Origin of the sequence: Rhodovastum atsumiense (assembly GCF_937425535.1) — a bacterium.
GTDB lineage: Bacteria > Pseudomonadota > Alphaproteobacteria > Acetobacterales > Acetobacteraceae > Rhodovastum > Rhodovastum atsumiense.
Window position 1 is genome coordinate 80165 of record NZ_OW485604.1, and the last position, 19042, is coordinate 99206.

19 protein-coding genes are annotated in these 19042 nt (G+C 66.7%); 14 read left to right on the forward strand and 5 right to left on the reverse strand.

The genetic code is table 11. The annotated features are described in order from the left end of the window. The first annotated feature begins 80 nt into the window (after positions 1 to 80). Positions 81 to 980, forward strand: a complete 900-nt coding sequence (locus NBY65_RS31220) for a hypothetical protein (protein WP_150045160.1) — start codon at positions 81 to 83, stop codon at positions 978 to 980. Positions 981 to 994: 14 nt separating this feature from the next. Further along, positions 995 to 2191, forward strand: a complete 1197-nt coding sequence (locus tag NBY65_RS31225; protein ID WP_162530850.1) for a vWA domain-containing protein — start codon at positions 995 to 997, stop codon at positions 2189 to 2191. 39 nt (positions 2192 to 2230) lie between these two features. On the opposite strand, the gene NBY65_RS31230 is transcribed toward NBY65_RS31225, so the two are convergent. Then, on the reverse strand, positions 2231 to 2800 hold the full coding sequence (locus NBY65_RS31230; protein WP_150045883.1) for a hypothetical protein: 570 nt from the start codon (positions 2798 to 2800) through the stop codon (positions 2231 to 2233). Between the two features lie 289 nt (positions 2801 to 3089). On the opposite strand from NBY65_RS31230, the gene NBY65_RS31235 reads away from it, so the two are divergent. Further along, entirely contained in the window at positions 3090 to 3656 is a 567-nt protein-coding gene (locus tag NBY65_RS31235; RefSeq protein ID WP_239003306.1) for a hypothetical protein, read from the forward strand. Then, positions 3653 to 4237: an AAA family ATPase gene (locus NBY65_RS31240; RefSeq protein ID WP_150045859.1), complete on the forward strand. Its 585-nt coding sequence runs from the start codon at positions 3653 to 3655 to the stop codon at positions 4235 to 4237. Before NBY65_RS31235 ends, NBY65_RS31240 begins: the two co-directional genes overlap by 4 nt. Here the strand turns inward: NBY65_RS31240 and NBY65_RS31245 are convergent. Further along, a complete protein-coding gene (locus tag NBY65_RS31245; protein WP_250266023.1) occupies positions 4218 to 4766 on the reverse strand; it encodes a hypothetical protein in 549 nt (182 codons plus the stop codon). The genes NBY65_RS31240 and NBY65_RS31245 overlap by 20 nt on opposite strands. Before the next feature lie 325 nt (positions 4767 to 5091). On the opposite strand from NBY65_RS31245, the gene NBY65_RS31250 reads away from it, so the two are divergent. The 3 genes from NBY65_RS31250 (at position 5092) to NBY65_RS31260 (ending at position 8211) form a co-directional block, all read left to right on the forward strand. Next, positions 5092 to 6840 carry a ParB/RepB/Spo0J family partition protein gene (locus NBY65_RS31250; RefSeq protein ID WP_250266025.1) on the forward strand — a complete coding sequence of 583 codons (1749 nt, stop codon included), beginning with the start codon at positions 5092 to 5094 and terminating at the stop codon, positions 6838 to 6840. A gap of 358 nt (positions 6841 to 7198) precedes the next feature. Next, positions 7199 to 7975, forward strand: coding sequence for an MOSC domain-containing protein (locus NBY65_RS31255; RefSeq protein ID WP_150045813.1), 777 nt, complete (start codon positions 7199 to 7201; stop codon positions 7973 to 7975). 5 nt (positions 7976 to 7980) lie between these two features. Then, positions 7981 to 8211, forward strand: coding sequence for a ferredoxin reductase domain-containing protein (locus tag NBY65_RS31260; RefSeq protein ID WP_150045812.1), 231 nt, complete (start codon positions 7981 to 7983; stop codon positions 8209 to 8211). A gap of 381 nt (positions 8212 to 8592) precedes the next feature. On the opposite strand, the gene NBY65_RS31265 is transcribed toward NBY65_RS31260, so the two are convergent. Continuing rightward, positions 8593 to 9162, reverse strand: coding sequence for a hypothetical protein (locus NBY65_RS31265; RefSeq protein WP_150045811.1), 570 nt, complete (start codon positions 9160 to 9162; stop codon positions 8593 to 8595). Between the two features lie 634 nt (positions 9163 to 9796). Here NBY65_RS31265 and NBY65_RS31270 point away from each other — a divergent pair. The 5 genes from NBY65_RS31270 (at position 9797) to NBY65_RS31290 (ending at position 13859) form a co-directional block, all read left to right on the forward strand. Next, positions 9797 to 11050: a DUF1173 family protein gene (locus NBY65_RS31270; protein WP_250266027.1), complete on the forward strand. Its 1254-nt coding sequence runs from the start codon at positions 9797 to 9799 to the stop codon at positions 11048 to 11050. Between the two features lie 343 nt (positions 11051 to 11393). Further along, a complete protein-coding gene (locus NBY65_RS31275) occupies positions 11394 to 11954 on the forward strand; it encodes a hypothetical protein (protein WP_150045848.1) in 561 nt (186 codons plus the stop codon). A 55-nt stretch (positions 11955 to 12009) separates the two neighbouring features. Then, entirely contained in the window at positions 12010 to 12390 is a 381-nt protein-coding gene (locus NBY65_RS31280; RefSeq protein ID WP_250266028.1) for a hypothetical protein, read from the forward strand. A gap of 219 nt (positions 12391 to 12609) precedes the next feature. Then, the gene (locus NBY65_RS31285) at positions 12610 to 13182 is read left to right on the forward strand and encodes an MbcA/ParS/Xre antitoxin family protein (RefSeq protein WP_150045863.1); all 573 of its coding nucleotides are present in this window, start codon (positions 12610 to 12612) and stop codon (positions 13180 to 13182) included. Further along, complete coding sequence (locus NBY65_RS31290; protein WP_250266029.1) at positions 13179 to 13859, forward strand: RES family NAD+ phosphorylase; 681 nt, start codon at positions 13179 to 13181, stop codon at positions 13857 to 13859. The genes NBY65_RS31285 and NBY65_RS31290 overlap by 4 nt, the downstream gene beginning before the upstream one ends. 76 nt (positions 13860 to 13935) lie before the next feature. Here the strand turns inward: NBY65_RS31290 and NBY65_RS31295 are convergent, their stop codons facing one another. Together NBY65_RS31295 and NBY65_RS31300 are read right to left on the reverse strand one after the other, a co-directional pair. After that, complete coding sequence (locus NBY65_RS31295) at positions 13936 to 14940, reverse strand: hypothetical protein (RefSeq protein ID WP_150045791.1); 1005 nt, start codon at positions 14938 to 14940, stop codon at positions 13936 to 13938. A gap of 3 nt (positions 14941 to 14943) precedes the next feature. Next, positions 14944 to 15513, reverse strand: coding sequence for a recombinase family protein (locus tag NBY65_RS31300; protein ID WP_150045792.1), 570 nt, complete (start codon positions 15511 to 15513; stop codon positions 14944 to 14946). 164 nt (positions 15514 to 15677) lie between these two features. Here NBY65_RS31300 and NBY65_RS31305 point away from each other — a divergent pair, with 164 nt between their 5' ends. Together NBY65_RS31305 and NBY65_RS31310 are read left to right on the forward strand one after the other, a co-directional pair. Next, positions 15678 to 17252 (forward strand): DUF4158 domain-containing protein, encoded by a 1575-nt coding sequence (locus NBY65_RS31305; RefSeq protein WP_150045793.1) that lies wholly within the window; start codon positions 15678 to 15680, stop codon positions 17250 to 17252. After that, entirely contained in the window at positions 17249 to 18658 is a 1410-nt protein-coding gene (locus tag NBY65_RS31310; RefSeq protein WP_239003302.1) for a Tn3 family transposase, read from the forward strand. The genes NBY65_RS31305 and NBY65_RS31310 overlap by 4 nt, the downstream gene beginning before the upstream one ends. The last annotated feature ends 384 nt before the right edge of the window (positions 18659 to 19042 follow it).

Consider the following 19042-nt stretch of genomic DNA (forward strand, 5'->3'; position numbering starts at 1 on the left):
ACAGCACCCCGCCCCGGACGGCGTGCCGCCGGGCGCCGCACGCGCGCCCGCACACGCTTTCCCATCCCAGGAGATTTCCGATGCACATCTCTCCCCGTGATGCGCTGCTGCCGGCCATCGACCTGTCGGCCCGTGCCCTGCTGGTTGCCACCCGCGTCCGCGTCTGGAGCGGCGAGAAGCGCGACCGCTCCATCACCCGCGAGCTCTGTGACAGCAAGGGCGCCGAGCAGAACGCCATCCGCGCCAACAAGAGCCTGCTCGGTGACGCCATCGCGCCGGTGCAGACGGCCGAGCGCGTCGTCCGTGCCGCCGTCGCCGAACGCACCCTGCCATGGATGGACGACGGCACCCGCATCCTCAAGGGAACTGCCTACCTGGCCTTCACCAAAGCCATGGCGGAACCGATCCGTGGCTTCGACGACGCGGTCAGCGCCTTCATCACTGCCTATCCCGACATCCGCGAGCAGGCGCGCCGGCGCCTCGGCGACGCCTACAGCGACAGCGATTTCCCCACCCAGGGACAGCTGCGGCAGCGCTTCGGGGTGAAGCTGACCTTCCTGCCGATCCCGAGCGCCGAAGATTTCCGCGTGCAGCTGGCCGCCGACGAGATCGACGCGGTGCGCCGCAATGCCGAGGAGGCGCTGCGTGGCACGGTGAACGACGCGGTCGCCAGCCTGCTGGAGCGGCTGCGCGAGCCGGTGGCGCGCATGGCCACCCGCCTGCGCCTGTTCAGCCGCGAGGACGGCCGGACCCGCCATCCGTTCCGCGACAGCCTGGTCGAGAACGTGCGGGCCATCGTGCAGCTGGCGCCGCTGCTGAACCTGATGGATGACCCACGCATCGCCGGCTTCTGCCGCGAGATCGAGGACCACCTGACCGCGTATCACCCCGACGATCTGCGCGCCTCGCCCGCGTTGCGCAGCAGCGTCGCCGACAAGGCCGACGACATCCTGCGCCGCATGCAGGGCGCCTTCGCGTGACGGGGGGCATGCGCATGCTGCCCCCCATCATCACCCGGGCACGGGCGCGGCTGATGGCCCGTGCCCCGTTCTTCGGTGCCCTGGCGCTCGGCCTGGACTGGATCGCCGAGCCCGGGCTCGACACCATGGCGACCGACGGGCGGGCGATCTTCTACAACCCGGGCTGGTGCGCGGAGATCGGGACCGAACGCACCGCCGCCGTCATCGCGCACGAGGTGCTGCACATCGTGTTGAAGCACCATCTGCGTCGCGGGGCGCGTCTCCCGGGGCTGTGGAACATTGCCGCGGATTTCGCGATCAACGCCACTCTGCTCAAGGACGGGTTTGTCCTGCCGGACGATCTGCTGATCGACCACGCGGGCCGTTTCACCGGCCTGCCGGCGGAAGCGATCTATGAACGGCTGCTGCAGGAGCAGCCGACCCGCCCGGCACCGGCCGCGCCCGACGTTGGGCCATCCGGCCCGGGAGCAACGTCTTTGGACGCGCCGGCATCCTCCGGTCCCGCCGGGGAGCCGCGCTGGGGGCAAGTTCGTGACCTGACCCAGATGGATGGCTCACCGCTGCCGGAAAGCCGCCGGCGGCAGGCGGGTCGCGATCTTGACGTGCGCATCCGGCAGGCTGCCGCCATGGCCCGGCGCGCCGGCAAGCTGCCCAGCACGCTGGTGGAGATGATCGCCGCCGGCGCGCCGCGCATCGACTGGCGTGACCGCTTCCGCCAGGTGTTCGACGGCACACGACGCGAGGCGCTTGACTGGGGACGGCCCAACCGTCGGTTTCTGCCGCATGGCCTCTATTTGCCGGGCTGGCGGCGCAGCGGCGCCGGGGTGATCGCCTTCGTGCTGGATACCTCCGGCTCGATCAGCCCGCGCGAGCTCGCCGCCTATACGGCCGAGGTGCTCGGCATCCTGGAGGAGACCAGCCCGGACCGCATCGTCCTGATCCAATGCGACACCGCCGTCTGCCGCGTCGAGGATCTGCGGCCCGGCGAGGGTTTCGACAGCATCGAGGTCGAGGGCCGTGGGGGCACGAAGTTCCAGCCGGCGTTCGACTGGATTGCCACGAACCTCCCGCAGGCGGCGGCGATCGTCTACGCGACCGACCTTGCCGCCGCGGACGAGCCGGTCGATCCGGGCATCCCGACGATCTGGTTGACGCCGACGCGCGGCCGGAGCGTCGGGTTCGGCGAGGTCGTCGAACGCGATCTGACCTGAGCGTTCCGCCGCGGCGGAGCCGCCTTGCGCGAGACAAGGTCAGTCGGCGTGCATCATGCCGTCGCGGCAGAGCCGCTCCGTTTCTGTGGCCAGATCGAATGGCACCCACGACTCGTTGCGCAGCGCGAAGCCGACCGCGCGCGCGACGCCCTCGGCCTCCTCGCAGCGGAGATGCGCCTCCAGCAGCCGCGTTGCCGCGTCGAGAGCAAGCCGGTCAGCGTCCACCTCCTGCGCCGGTGCGTCATGATGGCCGGCCGCCGTCATGGCCACGAACCGCTGCCGTGCTGCCTGGGCTGCCTCACCGGCCTCGTCGGCGACCCGGCAGGCGGCGACCGCCGGCGCCACCGCGGATGCCAGCAGCGCCTTCAGGGCGAGTCGGCGCTCGGGACCAGGCTCCGCGCGCACGTGGTTGAGGATGTGCCCGGCCGTCTCCCGGTCCACCGCGTGCCGCAGCATGGCGTCGGGCACAGGCAGCCCGAACGTCTCGGCACGCTGAAGCACCTGCCGCACATCCGGTGCCAGTTCGCGAAGCAGATCGAGCGTCGGATGCATCCGGTGTTCGATCGGGAACCGCACGACATTCGTGGCGGTGTTCTGCGAACCGCTCATTGCTTTCTCCATGTCCTGCCCGTCCCTGCTACGGTCCGATGCCGGCAGGCGACAAGCCTCTCCGCTGAATGTGAAGGCTTTCCTGGCCAGGATGGGCACCAGCCGCCGGGGATGATGTCTCGGGAACAGCGGACTGCCGGCATTCCGGCCAGGCATCGCGGGCTTCCCCATCGCCGCCTGGAGGCGGGCGGCGGCATCGTCACGGTCCCCTTCCGGGTCAGCGCCATGCGAGCGCTGAGCTGCCGCGATCGGGGGCCATTGTCTCGATCGGCAGCCAAATCAGCCTTATGTGGGCGACCCCCGAGGATCAAGCGGCAACAACGCTTTCTTGCTTGTGTGCGGCTGGCTGGAAAAGTGCTCCTCCCTGGAGGAACTGCGCGCGCCCCTGGCCGAGGCCAAGGCGCGGCTGCCCGGCTACGAGCGCCGGCTGGGCGAGCCCTTCGCCCTGACAGTGGAGCTGGAGGCCAAGACCACCGAGCTCAAGGCGTTCGAGGCAGATCTGGCCGCCAATGATAGCCGGGACAGGAACGACCAGATGCTAACGGCTGGGGGGCAGCCTGAGAAGCGGCCTCTGCAACTCGCCGCGCGCCCCCCGACACACTATCTATTCCCCTGTTGCCCCATGGAGGAGGCCATGCCTGACCAGAATCTCCCCGCCGCACCCCGTCCCGCCTGGGCCAGCTTCGAGGCGGTCGAGGAGGCAGCCCAAGCCGCTCGTGCCCATCGGGTCGCGAGCGGCGAGGTTATGACCTATATGGCCGATGGGTGGATCGTCCGCGAGTATCCGGACGGCCATATCGAGCGCCTGGCACCCATCGCCGAGTTCCGGGACGAGGACTTCCCGTATCCGGCATGACGCGCCTGCTCGTCTATGCCGGGCCGAACGGGTCGGGAAAGAGCAGCCTGCGTGACCAAGGTGCCCAACTGGACCCGGTCGAGGTGGTGATCGACCCTGACCAGATCGCCCGGAGCCTGAATCCAACCGCCCCACGCGCGGCTGACCGCGCTGCCGGAAAGGCCGCGCTCACGCTCTTCGGGCACAGTCTGGCGGCGCGCAGATCGATCTCTCTGGAGACGACCCTCGCAGGGCACTCCGTTCTACGCCGCTTCCGGGCCGCCAAGGCGGCCGGCTATGACATCGAACTCCGCTACGTTGCCCTGGAAACCGTGGCGCTAAACATCCAGCGCGTGCGGGCGCGTGCCGCCAGGGGCGGCCATTTCATCGCGCCAGCAGATATCCGGCGCCGCTATTCGGCCAGCCTCGCCAATCTTCCGGAGGCCCTGGCCATCGTGGACCGGGCGATCCTGGCCGACAACTCCGGCGCGGTGCATCGGGTGGTCCTGGAGATGGCGGAGCAACGGATCACCCGCGCCGTGCCAGACCTGCCTGGCTGGTTGCTGCCCCTGATGCCGCGGATCAGGTCCCTGCGGTCCTGATCCGCTGGAGGTCCAGCAGACCCTTCGCGCCCCAGCCCGTGGCCCCGGTCGGCACTTCCGGTCGGAAGTGCTCGTACAGGCGGAAACCGACCCTGTTCAGTTCCTCCGGCTCCATGGACCGCGCCAATTCCTCCATGGCATGCCGCACGGCCGGCAGGTCCTCCCCGAACGCCCGCTCGACGTAGCCAGCCGCCGCCTTCGGCGCGGCTGGCTTGTCGTGATCGAGGGCTCGGACGGAGCCTTTCTCCTCCACCACCGGCACATCGCGGCCGAGCAGATGCACGGCTTTCGGCGCGTGCGTCCTCTCCTTCTGCAGCTTGCGGGCCTCGTCGCGCAGGTCGCCCACCTCCCGGTGATCCTCGGCGATGCCGAGCGCCTTCGCCTTCACCCGCGCGTTCGAGCCGGCGACAGCTCGGCCGAGCGTGATCGCGGCATCCCGGTTATAGCCCAGCCGCTCGGCAACCACGGCCGCCCAAAACGTCAGGACCGGCGCCCGGTTAACCCTGATCCCGTCCTTCGTCTCGGCCATGCGCTGCCTCCTGTTCATCTCTCCCAACGGGGCAAGACGCCGGGAGATGCGCCCTCGCGGCACCTCCCTCCGGCACTGGCCGGAACTGAAACTGCTCCGGCGGGTGCGCACACAAGAGGCCAGGCGAGCATGGAGGAATGGGAACGGGTAGCATCGCATCCGTCCCGGCACCGCTGCGCTCCATCGCCGGTCACGCACCCCGGCCGGCTGGGCCGCAGCCCTCCGGGCCGCGTCCCGTAGCGCCGGCTCGGGCCGCTCACCGGCAATGGTGCCAGGCCGACCGCGCTGCGCGTCGGGTGGGGTCAAGCAACCAGGAGTGACCGCAATGGAACTCAGGACCGTCAATCCCCGCAGCCTGAAGTTCAACCCGAACAATCCCCGCCGTACCAAGGCAACACCGGAACAGGACGCCCAGCTGGTCGCCAGCCTGCGTAAAATCGGTCTGCTCCAGCCCCCGGTGGTCCGTCCCATCGACAACAAGCTGATCATCGTTGCCGGCGAGCGCCGCGTCCGCTGCGCCATCAAGGCCGAGATGACGGAAATCCCAGTGCTGGTGCGCGATGCCGATGACGGCGCCGACGCGGTACGCAGCTTCGCTGAAAACATCGTGCGGGCGCAGATGGGGCCGGTAGACCAGTGGCGGGCAATCGAGGCCCTGATCGGCGATGACTGGACCGAGGAAGCCATCGCTGCTGCTTTCGCCTATCCCGTCCGCTTCATCCGTCGCCTGCGCCTGTTGGCGAATATCCACCCTACGATCCTGGATCACATCGCCAAAGGCGACATGCCCCGCGAGGAGGAGATCCGCATCATCGCCGCGGCGGCACTGGAGGAACAGGCCGAAATTTGGAAAAGGCATAAGCCGAAGCGCGGCGAGGCGGCTACCTGGTGGGACATCGCCCGCCCCTTGCAGAAAACCCGTCTGCTGAAACAACACGCCCGTTTCGATGATGACAGCGCCCGCCGTCATGGGATTGTTTGGGAAGACGATTTGTTCGGCCCCGGCGGCGAGGACAACCTCTACACCACCCAGGTGGACGCGTTCTTTGCCGCGCAGGAGGAATGGCTCACTGCCAACTTGCCGCAAAACGGCGTGCTGCTCACAGTGGATCAGTGGGGCCGGCCGGACCTGCCGCCCAGGGCCCAACGTATCTGGAGCACACCAGGTCCCGAGGATCGCATCGGCCATTATCTCGACCGGCGCACCGGTGAGGTGGAAACCGTCACCTTCCGTCTACCCCCACCGAAAACAGCCAAAGCCGTCGCCACGAAAGGCGATGGCACCACGGCCGCCACCGGTAACCCGCTCCCCTCGCGTCCCGATGTGACCCAGAAGGGCGTCACGATGATCGGCGACTTCCGCACCGATGCGCTGCACGAGGCCCTGCAGGAAAGCCCCGCCGACGATTCTGTGCTGATTGGCCTGCTGGTGCTGGCGCTGGCGGGGCAGAATGTGTCGGTCCACTCGCCCCGCGCGAACAGCCGGTTCGACCGTCTGGCGGTGGCTGGACGCCTGATCGAGGGCGGCGTGCTGACCAACGATGTCAGCCTGCTGCGCGCGGCGGCCCGCGAGATGCTTCGCTCCGTGCTGTCGTGCCGGGAGGGGATGACGAGCAGCGGCATGGTGGCACGGATTGCCGGCGATATCCTCGGCGCCGACCGGTTCCTGCCGAATATGGCAACCGAGGAATTCCTGTCCTGCCTGAGCAAAGCGGCCATCGAGCAGGTCGCCAGGGCCGAGAACGTCCTGCCGCGCGACACCGGCAAAGCGACCCGCGCGGCGCTGATCGGGCATGTCGGGCGGGGGACCTATCTCCTGCCGGCGGCACGGTTTGCGCTCACCGAGGCCGAGCGGACAAAGCTGCAGGAGAGCCTCTCGATTGCGTCCAGGGAGGGCCTCACGGATGAGGACGTCGACCCTGACGAGGCGTGGAACGACCAAGCCGAAGGCACCGATGAGCCCGACGATACCGTGCTTGATACATCGAATAAGCCGTCCAAGCCGAATGGTGGTGCCGATGAGGACGAGCGCATGACACCACCAACGATGCCCAGGCACCGCGCGGCGGCCTGATCCATTCGGCGGCCTCACAGGGACCCTGCGGCTTACCCGCTTTCTGACAAGGAGGACCACATGGACCGGGACACCATCATGGCGCGTCTCGCCATGCGTCGTAGTCGCCGCCAACACAAATGCATCGGCGCCTGCCGTAGCGAGAGAGCGGTGGCCTGCGTGATCTCCCCCGGCGTGGTCCCGCCGTCGTAGAGACGCGGAACGGCGTAGACGCCCCAGGGTCTGCCGCCGCCTTTTGATTGACAGTCGTCAGTAGGAAGAATCTGCTCGTAGTCTGCGAGAAGGGGGCGACTACGGCTAATGGGGCCGGTGTTGGGCGGCCCTGGGTCGTCCACCACCGGTGCCAAAAGGATCAGCGATGTCGACGAAGGTCAGCGGTTTATTTCATTACCCAGTGAAAGGATTGAGCGCACAGGCTCTGTCCAGCGTCCGATTGGTCCCGGGCGAGGGCTTTCCGCTCGACCGTGTCTACGGTCTTGCGCGCCACGACAGCGGCTATGATCCGGTGGACTACAAGCCACTTCCGAAGACGCGTTTCATCGTGCTTGTGAAAGAGGAGCGGCTGGCCGCCCTATCCACTTTCGTCGACCGCGACACGAGGAGGCTCGAAATCCGCGTGCAGGGCCAGCTGGTGCTCCAGGAGGAACTGGAGACCGAGGTAGGCCGGAGCAACGTGAGCAGGTTCTTCTCGAACATGTTTGACCTGAACGGTGGGCAGGAGCCGGTCGTGGCCGTCGGCGGTGAGAATCGCTTCACCGACATCTCCGTGCATTCGAAGGCGATGATGAACGCCATCTCGCTTGTCAACCTGAACAGTGTCAGGGATCTCGGAGCCCGGACGAACGCGGAGATCGACCCCCTGAGGTTCCGTGCCAACCTCTACTTCGACGGGCTGGACGCCTTCCAGGAGCTGGAGATGTTGGGACGGGAGATCCAGGTTGGCCCGGCCAGGCTCAGGATATTCAGGCGGACGCGGCGGTGCGCTGCAACCGATGTCGATCCCGTCACTGCCGAGCGGAACATGGCAATCCCTCGCTCCCTCATGCAGCATTTCGGCCACGCCGACATGGGTGTCTATGCCGAGGTCCTGGAAGGGGGCGTCGTCGAGATTGGCTCCCCGATCTCTATCGGCTGAGGAGCATGGTCACGACCCTGGAAAACAGCCTGATGCTCGTGGCGCACTCGCGACGGATGCTGACCGAGATCGTCTGCGCAGGCAGCAGCCTGCTCGTGCGGCCCCCCTGTTTCGAGCTGCGGAACTATTCGCTGTGCGACGACAACCGAGAGCGGTACCGATACGTCATCGCCGTGAAGCGCGAGGCGGCCTCGCGCGGCAGCTCGCGGAGCATGCATGAGTCGGCTTTGGGTTGAACACGGCGCTTCGTGTCCGCAGCATCCAGCGTCTGGCGCGTGCGCCCCGGCCGGGATCTTGTCCTCGGGTATGCTCATGCTTCCCAGCAGCGCATCGGTCCTCACGGTCAGGCGCGACCCCGGTGCGCCCCATTGCTGCACCAACTCAAGCTCTGTGCTTTTGGAACCTGTATCTCGGGGTGCAGGTACCATGGGGCAGGTCGCCGAACTCTGCGAGAACGACCACTGGCAGACAGGACGATGAATCGAGGATTGCCTGCGCGCAGGAGATCCAACCACTATCGCAGGGATAACTGGCCTGAACAGCTGGATACCAGAATGAGCAGGCTGCAGCGAGGCCGGAGGCACACCCCCGGCCAGCAGCGATCATCCCCCAAAAGGTCAGGCCGTCTTGGCGGAGCCGAAGAACAGCGCTTCTGCCTCTGCATGCACATCCAACGGTACCCAGGGCTCACCGCGGCGTGCATAATCGACCGCCCGCGCTACGCCAAAGGCTTCTTCAGCGTGCTGGTGTGCCAGCAGGGTCAGTTCGGCTGCGGTCTCAGTCAGTGCATCGGCACGCGCCTGCAGGCCGGACGCGGAGAAGCTGCCTGCCACCAACGCCTGCGCCGCCTGCATTTGCATCTGTTGAGCTTCCTGATCAGCCTTAAACGCATTCCGGCACGCCGCTACCGCCGTTTCCAGCACGGGACGCAGCAGAGCATCCAATGCCGCCCGCCGTGCCTCATCTGGTCCAGACGGTACCCGTGCCTGGATGAGCTCGGCAGTGCGCCGGTCCGCCTGATCGCGGAGACCGTCCGGTGGTTTGTCAAGACCGAACGCTTCAGCGATGATATCGATCCGCCGGCTGTCTGGCGCCAGATCATGCAGCAGTTCCAGGCTGGGCCTGGCCCGCAGTTCCACGGGAAAACGCACGACGTTCCGTGTCCCGGGGATGATCTCGACCCGCATTGTTGTCTCCTCAGTGAGAAGTGGCAGTGTAGCTTCCATGCTGAGGAAATCAAGTAATTCGTTGATAAGAACTGGACTTTTCTGTTTGATCCTGTGAAAACTCCGCAAGGATAGACTAAGATCTGCGGACGGCTGTGTGAACCCTGACTGCAGCTCACGCAAACGGGAATTCTCAAGAGACATTTGCATACATGTGTTCGCATACTGGCAACGATCTGAGATGTGTGTCGGCCCCGGATTGAACCAATGCGTCACGAACTTCCATTTGGTGAAATGTGCCTGAATTCGAGAAATGAATGCAGGCAGGTTGATTCTGACGGGAAGCACCCGCTAACGGGCAGAAGGACCAGGATTTTCAGCAGAATCTTGAAATCAGGGTGGGGCGGGCACGCTGATAATTCCTGAATGTGCGGTGTCTTCCCAGGCGTCCCAATCCACGATCAACCTGCACGCGCACTTTTTCCTTGCAGAATGACAGCGCCTGCGATCTTTCCAGGAAAAATCTAAACAGATCGGAAGACAGAAGGCATTCCGTCGAGCAAAGCGGCCCCGCCCCTGCCCACGAAACCCAGGCCAACAGCGAAGCCATTGCATCTTTCCAGGCCGAAAGTGGCCGATCCCCCAGGAAAGGGCCATGCCAACCTATCGATACGAAAGTACCACGATTGACTCGGATAACCCGGCCGATCGTGTCCGCCTCGAACAACTGCACAGCCGCGGCGCGCGCCTCCTCTGCCCCTGTGTCGATCCACCGCTCGAGATGTATCTCGCGCGTACCGCCAGCGGCATCATCGTCAAGCGTATGCCGGAGACCGGCCCTCACCACGCCCCCAGCTGCCCCTCCTGGGAGCCGCCGCCGGAACTCGGTGGCCTCGCTCCGCTGATCGGTCAGGCGATCGTCGAGAACCCCGAGGAAGGCACCACGCTCCTGCGTCTCGGCTTTCCACTGTCCCGTCGGTCCAACCGTCTCAAGTCTTCCCCGGAACGCGGCGCCGCTCCTGGTGACACCGTCAAATTCCAGCGCAAGAAGCTTACTCTCCGTGGCCTGCTGCACTATCTCTGGGACGAAGCCCGCCTGACCCACTGGACGCCAAAATGGGCCGGGCGTCGGTCCTGGCACGTGGTGCAATCCCACCTGCTGGCAGCCGCCGGTTCCAAGGCCACGTCCACAGCCCCCCTTGCCAGCACCCTCTACGTAGCCGAGCCCTTCATCGCCGAGCAAAAGGAGGCTATCGCCGACCGGCGCCGCATCCATCTGGCCAAAGGACTTGTCAGCCACGGCACTGGCAGCAAGCCCCTGATGATCCTGATTGGCGACGTCAAGGAGATCACCGCCGCCCGCAGCGCCTTCAAGATCATCGTCAAGCACAGTCCGGATTTTCACTTCGGGCTGTCGCCCGACCTGCACACCAGCTTCCAGAAGCGCTTCGAGCAGGAAATCGCTCTCTGGAACAAGAAGCCAGGCAACCACCTGGTCGTCGCCGCTACCTTCTCGGTGAATGGCGCCGGCTATGCCATCATTGAGGACATCACCGCGATGGCGACGAACGCCAACTGGATCCCGATCGAAGGCGAGCCGGACGAACGCCTGGTCACAGCGCTCACCGCCGGCAGCCGTGCCTTTTTCAAGGTGCTCCGCTACGGCCTGTCCGCCACCGCGCCAACCGCCACCGCCGTCGTGGTGGACACCCATCCCAGGCCGGTTGGCCTCTACCTGCTGCCGTCGGGTGCCAGCGAGGCGTTCCGCGCAGATCTTGCCGCTCAAACCGCCGACAGTCAGTTCACGCCTTGGTTCTGGGACACCGCGACCATCGCCATGCCGAACTTGCCACCTGTCGACGGCTACACGGCGATGGCCATGCCTGTTCTCGAACCCGCGGCCGAATAGCAAAACTCCATTCATTCATGAAGAAAAACAGGATCGCCTTGCCGCTGCCACCGGCCCGTCCCCTCGGATGCGTGCGGTCTGGCAGGGCGTAGCGGCAGCCAGAACCCCCGCGCGCAAAGCGCGCGCCGACGGCTCGGCACGCTCGCCGCACGGGGCATAGCCGCGTCCTGCGGCAACGATCGCTGATGCGATCATCGCCGCCCGCCGCAGCCAAGCCCCGTGCGCTCACATGCCTCGGGGGCTCCATCTGCCGCCCCTCCCTGCCCAAGGGACCGCACCCGAGGGGAAAACCGCCGGCAGCAGGCCGGCCACCCTTGGGCATGAAAATGAATGGAGCAGTGAGATGGCCGCGAAGTCCCAGAACAAATCCACCGCCCCCCGCACTACCTTCCGCCAGGAGGCGCCGACCTTCGAGAAGGCCCGGATGCTGGCCCCGACCGAAGCCCAGGCCGAGAAGATCTCGGCTGCCTACGCCCTCGATCCAGTGGATTACACCGGAATCCGCGAGGCCACCCGGGACTCCATCACCCGCCTCGCCGAGGTGCTGGTCCTTAACGAAGTGGCGCTGAAGATCCACCTGCAGCGGTTGGTGGGCGCCCACGTGGTCTCCGCTGTCCGCGCGGGAGAATTCTACTCCGAGCGCGTCACCAGGGCCCGCGAGCTGACCACCGGCAACGACGACCGGGACGACCGTGACGGTCCTGCCGGGTTTGAGAGCCGTGCCGCCCGCGCCCGGCAGTTCGCCGCTGAGGCCGCCTTGCAGGCACGTGCCCTGCTCGGTGCCGCCGATGGCGCCCAGGCCGCTTACGAGCACCTCACCGGCGAGCAGTGGAAGCCCTACGAAGGAATCGCCGCTCCGGTTTCCCGCCAGGTCGCCGCCGCCGAGCTCGACGCCTTCACCTGAGTTCCGACGCGGGAGCCGAAAGGCTCCCGCACGTCTTCCGCCAGGGGGCGCCGCGATGTCTGTCACCTTTTCTGTCCTGCGCACCGACCCGCGCAACGGCAGGCTGATCTGGCCGGTCACGGCAACGACCGAGCCCGAGGACTTCCAGGTCAATTTCGGCAACGCCAACGCCGCCGATCTGCTCGCGGCGTTGGGTCTCAGCTGGGACGGCGGCACGGGAGAAATGCCGATCCCCCTGTTCTCCGGCCTCATTACGCAGGCCCTGCGCCGTGGCCTGTGTCACCGCTCTCCCGAGCGCCCGCCGATCATCGACGCGAAATCCGACCGCCTGACCATCATCCATCTCGGCGCGCCGGAGGGACACATCAAACGTCGCCTCGCCGCTCTCGTCCAGCGCGGCCGGGCCGCCGGTGCCACCCACATCGGCTGGGGATAGCGCCGTTCCCCCGGAGGCCAACATGGCTACCATCGCGGCGCTCGAATGTCTCGCTCATCATGCACGTCCCAGCCACCAAAACACTGGCTCGCTGCGGCACAGGCCGGTGGCAGAGGCTCGTCCGGGCCTGCCGACTGCCTGGGAGGCATCTGGCGCCTGTGCCTCGCCGGCCTTCGGCTTTGCCAGTCGGTTGGCCGTCAGCCGTGAGAGCCTTGATGGATGTCCAATTTTGGACTATATCCCATTTTGGACAAAACGGAGGATGAAGTGCCGCACGCTGCGCAAGTTGCTCCGCCTGTCCCGGATGGCAGGCGGATCCTGGACGTCAGCCGCTTTGAGCCGACCATCCGGCGCCGGATGAGCGCGCCTGGAATGAGGACCTTCCTGGCCATTGCTGACTTATGGGGGCTGTCCGAGGAGCAGCGACGCCTCGTCCTGGGGCTGCCAGCGCGTTCAACCTTCCACAACTGGGCCAGGACGGCGCGCGAGCACGGTGAGCTGACGCTTGACCTGGACGTCCTCATTCGGATTTCCGCCGTTCTCGGCATCCACCAAGGATTGATGATCCTGCACGAGACCGAGCGAGAGGGAGTGGAGTGGTTGCGGCGCCCCCATGGAGCGGCCGTGTTCGGCGGAAAGCCACCCCTGGATTTGGTCACGTGCGGCACCCAGGACGGCCTGATGGCCGTCCGGCGATTCCTGGATGCGGCAAGGGGTGGGATCTACATGGAGCCGAACGAAACCGACCGGGACTTCCGCCCCTACACCGACGCAGACATCGTCTTCAGGTGACAACCGACGGTTTTTCGGCAGCCCCGGTCCCGTCTTACCGGCTGGTGCCGTCCAGGTTCCCGCCGATCGGCCTCTTCGACACCGTCGCGACGGCGGCCGACCTGGCGGCCGTGCTGGACCTCGTGGGGTGGACGAACGACCGCCTCTTGGCTGAACGCGTCCGGCGGTTGCCTGAGAGCGACTGGGTCTACAGCCGCCCGAACTCCAGCATCATCATGGCGGCCTTCCTCCACGTGGCTCCCAGCGGGATGCGGTTCAACGGAGCGGACCTGGGCGCCTGGTACGCGGCGGCGTCTCTGCCAACGGCGGTCATCGAGGTGGGGCATCATCTGCGCCGGGAAGCTGCGGCAACCAGCGTTGCCAGCCTCAAACGGGTGTACCGCGAGTACACAGCCAACATCGACGGGTCCTATCTGGACATACGGGGACAACAAGCCGCCCGGCCAGATATTTACACACCGGACACCTACGCCGCCTCGCAGCCGTTCGGCGAAGCGATCCGGGCATCGGGCGGCAACGGCATCATCTACGATAGTATCCGCCACGCAGGCGGCGTGAACGTCGTCGCCTACCGCACCAGGACCATCAATCACGCCACCCAGTGCAGCCATTACGAAATCACGGTGACCGCGGCTTCATCGACCATCAATGTCCATCTCATCAAAGGCACCACCTGACAGGGGTCGCTGCACGATTTGCTCGAGACTGCACGCTAAGCTCAGAGGCTGCTGTGGCGATGCACGCCTGGGTGGCTCACAAGGCTCTGAGGCCAGCGATGATCTTCCCGTTGCCGAAATCCTCATCTCCCCAACTGATGTAGTGGTTTGGGGACCGGCGACACCACTCGGTCAGATCGCGGCTGTGGAAAGAATGCCTGTCCAACCGCCGAAGAAGGGTTCCTTGCGGATCAACCCAAGCTGCTTGACGAGAGAAGCACGCGTCGATCAGCTCGTAAAGTCTGCTCACAAAATCCCGCGAGTTGGGGTCGTTGGTGGCAAACTCCCCGCTAATGATGCCGAAATTTCGTTCGGCGAGGACGGATTTGTTGCCGAACGCTTCAAAGAATCTGCTGTTGAATTCCTTATGGTTTACATATCGCTCCCTATCTGACCGACTGTTCCAGTCAAATCGGAAGTCGATGACATGCGAGAACATATCTCGCAAATCTGAAAGCCGCGCGTGTTCAGAATTCAGAATGGAGTGCAGACGTGCTCGGTCTGCGTTGATGCCAATCGTCGCCTGCCTTTCGCACTCTTCGACGCTCGCGCGCTCTATGTATGCGTGCCCCGAGTGTCTCCAGCCGGCTTCGAGAATGGTCACGTCACCAAACGCTGCTTGCAGCGTTTTGACGAAGTGTGTCCCGCCCTCCTTTGTCACCTGGAGTAGTTCCTCCCAGTAGGTTGTCCGCCCGGACCAGTCGAGTATCCGGCTACGGTCGGCCGCTTTGATCCTGTCCTCTTCTGTGAATGGCGGTGTGACCCCGAAGAAAGTGAGGCCCAAGAGGTCACAAACCTGCTCCATCAGGATGTCCCCGTGGAACATCGGGCCGATTTGCGCTTCCACAAGTTCCTTGCGTCCCGGACTTAGCTCACAATCAGGGACGTCCCATTCAGCGCTGAGCCAGCCATTCCGGTAGCGAATGTACAGGGATCGGCCGTCTACCGTAGTTCCAAAGAACTGAGACGGGCAGCTTCCGCCACCATCGAGCCGAACGAGATCCAAGTTGAGTGGATCGATATTCGGGCGCGTGTAGAACATCTATCAGAGCATCCCGATCTTGTACTGCGCCACGATGCGCGACACGGTAGGCTGACTAACACCGTAAAGGCGCGCCATTTCTGCGCCTGACTTGCGCCCGGTAATGACGCTTTCCGCGATCTCGCGCCGCTTGGCCGCATTCAGCTTCGGGCGTCGCCCCCCCACGCGCCCCTCGGCGCGGGCTGCCGCGAGCCCGGCCGAGGTGCGTTCGCGGATCATGGCGCGCTCAAACTCGGCGAAGGCGCCGACCATCTGCATCATCATCCACCCCGCTGGCGTGGTGGTGTCGACGCTTTCGGTCAGCGAGCGAAAGCCCGCGCCGGCTCCGGCGATCCGCTCCATGATGTGCAGCACGTCCTTCAGCGACCGCGACAGGCGGTCGAGCTTCCAGACCACGACGACGTCGCCTTCGCGCAGTTGGTCAAGCAGGCGATGCAGCTCCGGTCGGTCCCACCGTCCGCCCGAGGCGGCTTCCTCGAACAGCCTCCGGCAGCCAGCCGCCCGTAGGGCGCGGACCTGCAGGGCGTTCGTCTGCTCGTCGCCCTTCGACACCCGGGCGTAGCCGAGCAGCATCGCCTTCGTCGCCTCAGGGGCGGCTTTCGCAAACGAGGGTTTGTGCACGGGTCGCCGTGCCACGGCAGAACCTCCGGTTCCAGCTTTCAGTATCCTCTTTCAGATCGGCTTCGAAAGGCAATCGGTTTACGAACGGCGGCTCCGCCGATGCCAAGGTCGCCTCCATGCCCCGCCGCACCCTGCTCTCCCCCGAACAGCGTTCCCGCCTGTTCGGCATCCCAATCGAGCGTGCCGAGATGGCGCGGCACTACGTCCTGGACGCGGCGGACCTGGCCCTCGTCCGCGCCCGGCGGCGCGCCGCCAATAGGCTCGGCTTCGCTGTCCAGCTCTGCTTGCTCCGCTATCCCGGCATGGGGCTCGGGGCCGGAGAGCACCCGTCCGCACCGTTGATCGCCTTCGTTGCGGAGCAGCTTGGCGTCCCACCCGCCGCCTTCGCCGATTATGCCGCCCGCGACCAGACCCGCCGCGAACACGTCGTCGAGCTACAGTCCGCGCTGCGCCTGCGGAGCTTCCGGCTGGCCGACTGGCGTGGCTGCCTCCAGGTTGGCGCCGAGGCAGCCTGGGCCACGGACCGCGGCGAGCCGATCGTCGCGGCCATGCTCGCCTACCTGCGGCTGGAGGGCGTCGTCGTGCCGGGCGCGGCAGTGCTGGAGCGGATCGGCCTTGCCGCCCGGGCAAGGGCCCGCCGGCTCGCCTTCGTCAGATTGGCCGAGGGCATGGGCGACGCTGAGCGTGCGACGCTCGATGCCCAGCTGGTGCCCGACCCGGCGCTCCGGGGCCGCTCGCGCCTCGCCTGGCTGCGCGACACCCCGGAGGCGCCCGGACCGGCCAACATGCTGGCGCTGCTCGACCGGTTGGATTGGGTGCGAGGCATCGGCATCGACGCCGGGCGCGCAGCGCGCATCCACCCGGCCCGCCTGGCCCGGCTGGTGGAGGAAGCCGGCATCATGACCGCCCAGCACCTGGCGGGCGTCGAGCCTGCCCGGCGAACGGCGCTGCTGGTCGCGCAGGCGGCTGACCTGCGTACCCGCCTCGCCGACGCGACACTGGCCATGTTCGGCAAGTACACGGGCGCGCTGTTCACCAAGGCCCGCAACCGCGACGACAGGCGATTCCAGGCCAGCCGGCGCGACGTGGCGCGGACGCTGCTGCTGTTCCGCCGCACGATCACGGCGTTGCAGCAGGCGCGCGCGGCCGGTGAGGAAGGTGTGGCCGCGGTCGAGCGCGAGGTCGGCATGGCACGCCTCGCGGATGCGGTGCCCGTGATCGATGCGGCCGCCGGCGCCGCTGAGCCGGAGATCCTGATCACCGCCGCCGAGCGCTACGCCGTGCTGCGACGCTTTACGCCGCGGTTCCTCGCCGCCTTCGAGTTCCGGTCCAATACCCCGCACGACCCGCTGCTCGCCGCCCTCGAACTGCTCAAGGCGCTGGACCGCGACGGCACCCGCGCCCTGCCGCAGCGGCCGCCGGCGGCGTTCCTGCCGCCGCGGTGGCGGAAGCTGATTTTCGCCGAGGCGATTCCGGACCGGCGGCTGTACGAGACCGCGGTGCTGGCCATCCTCCGCGACCGCCTCCGTAGTTCCGACGTCTGGGTCGCCGGCACCCGCGACCACCGCGCCTTCGAGGACTACCTGCTGCCGGCGGAGATGATCGGGGTGGTCTCGCTCCGGCCATCGGCGGCGAGAGCCACCCCGAGCACTACCTCGCCGCCCGGGCAGCACTGCTGCACGAGCGCCTGACCGCCGTTGCCGACCTCGCCGCCCGCGGCGCGCTCGATGGCGTCGAGATTGAGGAGGGCAGCCTCTATATCGCCCGGGCCAAGCCGACCGTCCCGGACGAGGCCCGCCTGCTGGCCGATCGCGTTTACGGAATGCTGCCGCGGGTGCGGGTGACTGAGGTGATGGCCGATGTCGAGCGCACCACCGGCTTCGCTGCCTGCTTCACCCATCTGCGCACCGGCAGCCCGGCTGCCGAGGGGCCCGCCCTGCTCGCCGCGGTGCTGGCGGACGGCACCAATCTCGGCCTCGCACGCATGGCGGACGCGACCCGCGGTCTGACCTACCATCACCTGGTCAATGTGGCGCAGTGGCACATCAGCGAGGAGAACTACGCCGCCGCCTGCGCCGTGCTGGTCGAAGCCCAGCACCGACACCCGATGGCGGCGATTTGGAGCGATGGAACCGACGCCTCCTCGGATGGCCAGTATTTCCGTGCCGGCGGCCGCGCCGGACCCGCCGGCGACGTCAACGCGCGACACGGCATCGACCCGGGCGTGGTGCTCTACACCCATCATTCCGGCCGCTACGCGCCGATGTTCAGCCGCGTCATCGCGGCAACAGCCAGCGAGGCACCCTACGTCCTCGACGGGCTGCGCCCGGAGGCGCACGGCACCAGCATCCGTATCGCCGAGCACTACACCGACACGGCCGGGGCGACCGACAACGTGTTCGGCCTGTGTCACTTGCTCGGCTACTCCTTCGCGCCGCGCATCCGGGACCTGCGCGAGCGCAAGCTGTACGCGATCGAGAAGCCGAACCGGTACCCGCCGCTTGAGCCGCTGATCGGCGACCCAATCGACACGGCTGCCATCATCCGCGGCTGGTCCGAACTCGTGCGCGTCAAAGCGTCGATCGAGGCTGGGGTCGTCGCACCGTCGGTCATCCTGCGCCGGCTCGCCGCGGCGGGCGCCGGCAACACGCTGGCGCGCGCCCTACGCGCCAGCGGCCGCATCGAGCGCACGCTCTTCGTGCTGCGATGGCTGTCCGACCCGGCACTCCGCCAGCGCAGTCACGCTGGGCTCAACAAGGGCGAGGCCAGCAACGCGCTGCGCCGCGCGGTCTTCTTCCACCGTCAGGGCGAATTCCGCGACCGCACCTTCGAAGACCAAAGTTTCCGCGCCTCGGGCCTCAGTCTCGTCACCGCCGCTATCGTCCACTGGAACACGATCTACCTCGACCTTGCCGTCAGGCGACTGCGCGCCGACAACGTCCCGGTCCCCGATGAGCTGCTGGCCCACGTCGCGCCGCTCGGATGGGAGCACATCTCACTCATCGGCGACTACGACTGGGCAGCCGCCTCCCCGCCGCCCAGCGGTCTCCGACCGCTCCGCGATGTTCGCGCCGCGTTCCTGCCCCGCGCCGCTTAGCGTGCAGTTTCGAGCAAACCGTGCAGCGACCCCTGACAGATCATCCGGGTCCCGTTTCAGTCTGGGGCCCGCCCCTCCTCTACCGCCGAGACATCCATCCAACGGCAGGGCCTCGGCTCTGCCGTTGGCGTTTCAGGACCATCGCGCCCTGCGCCTCGGCACCGGGGACGCCGTCATCAATCACGCGCACCCGTTCGCCGGCCTCGGCGGCGGTGCCCGCGCCATTGCCCATCGCCCGCCCAGGTCATCCGGTCAACATGCGTGCCGACCTGCGACTGCGGCAGGGCGGGAAGTTCCGCATCAACGTCGAAAGCGGGCGGATCCATGTGTGTGCTGGAGGCGCAGCAACGGGCTTTCACGGGAGCCCGTCTCAGGCATGGTCAC

Coding starts and splice junctions, on each gene's coding strand:
- NBY65_RS31275 (WP_150045848.1), top strand. CDS start 11,394: ATGGCCGCGAAGTCCCAGAACAAATCCACCGCCCCCCGCACTACCTTC.
- NBY65_RS31300 (WP_150045792.1), bottom strand. CDS start 15,513: ATGCTGCTCGGCTACGCCCGGGTGTCGAAGGGCGACGAGCAGACGAAC.
- NBY65_RS31270 (WP_250266027.1), top strand. CDS start 9,797: ATGCCAACCTATCGATACGAAAGTACCACGATTGACTCGGATAACCCG.
- NBY65_RS31245 (WP_250266023.1), bottom strand. CDS start 4,766: ATGGCCGAGACGAAGGACGGGATCAGGGTTAACCGGGCGCCGGTCCTG.
- NBY65_RS31295 (WP_150045791.1), bottom strand. CDS start 14,940: ATGTTCTACACGCGCCCGAATATCGATCCACTCAACTTGGATCTCGTT.
- NBY65_RS31260 (WP_150045812.1), top strand. CDS start 7,981: ATGGTCACGACCCTGGAAAACAGCCTGATGCTCGTGGCGCACTCGCGA.
- NBY65_RS31265 (WP_150045811.1), bottom strand. CDS start 9,162: ATGCGGGTCGAGATCATCCCCGGGACACGGAACGTCGTGCGTTTTCCC.
- NBY65_RS31280 (WP_250266028.1), top strand. CDS start 12,010: ATGTCTGTCACCTTTTCTGTCCTGCGCACCGACCCGCGCAACGGCAGG.
- NBY65_RS31250 (WP_250266025.1), top strand. CDS start 5,092: ATGGAACTCAGGACCGTCAATCCCCGCAGCCTGAAGTTCAACCCGAAC.
- NBY65_RS31255 (WP_150045813.1), top strand. CDS start 7,199: ATGTCGACGAAGGTCAGCGGTTTATTTCATTACCCAGTGAAAGGATTG.
- NBY65_RS31225 (WP_162530850.1), top strand. CDS start 995: ATGCTGCCCCCCATCATCACCCGGGCACGGGCGCGGCTGATGGCCCGT.
- NBY65_RS31220 (WP_150045160.1), top strand. CDS start 81: ATGCACATCTCTCCCCGTGATGCGCTGCTGCCGGCCATCGACCTGTCG.
- NBY65_RS31240 (WP_150045859.1), top strand. CDS start 3,653: ATGACGCGCCTGCTCGTCTATGCCGGGCCGAACGGGTCGGGAAAGAGC.
- NBY65_RS31305 (WP_150045793.1), top strand. CDS start 15,678: ATGCCCCGCCGCACCCTGCTCTCCCCCGAACAGCGTTCCCGCCTGTTC.
- NBY65_RS31230 (WP_150045883.1), bottom strand. CDS start 2,800: ATGAGCGGTTCGCAGAACACCGCCACGAATGTCGTGCGGTTCCCGATC.
- NBY65_RS31285 (WP_150045863.1), top strand. CDS start 12,610: ATGTCCAATTTTGGACTATATCCCATTTTGGACAAAACGGAGGATGAA.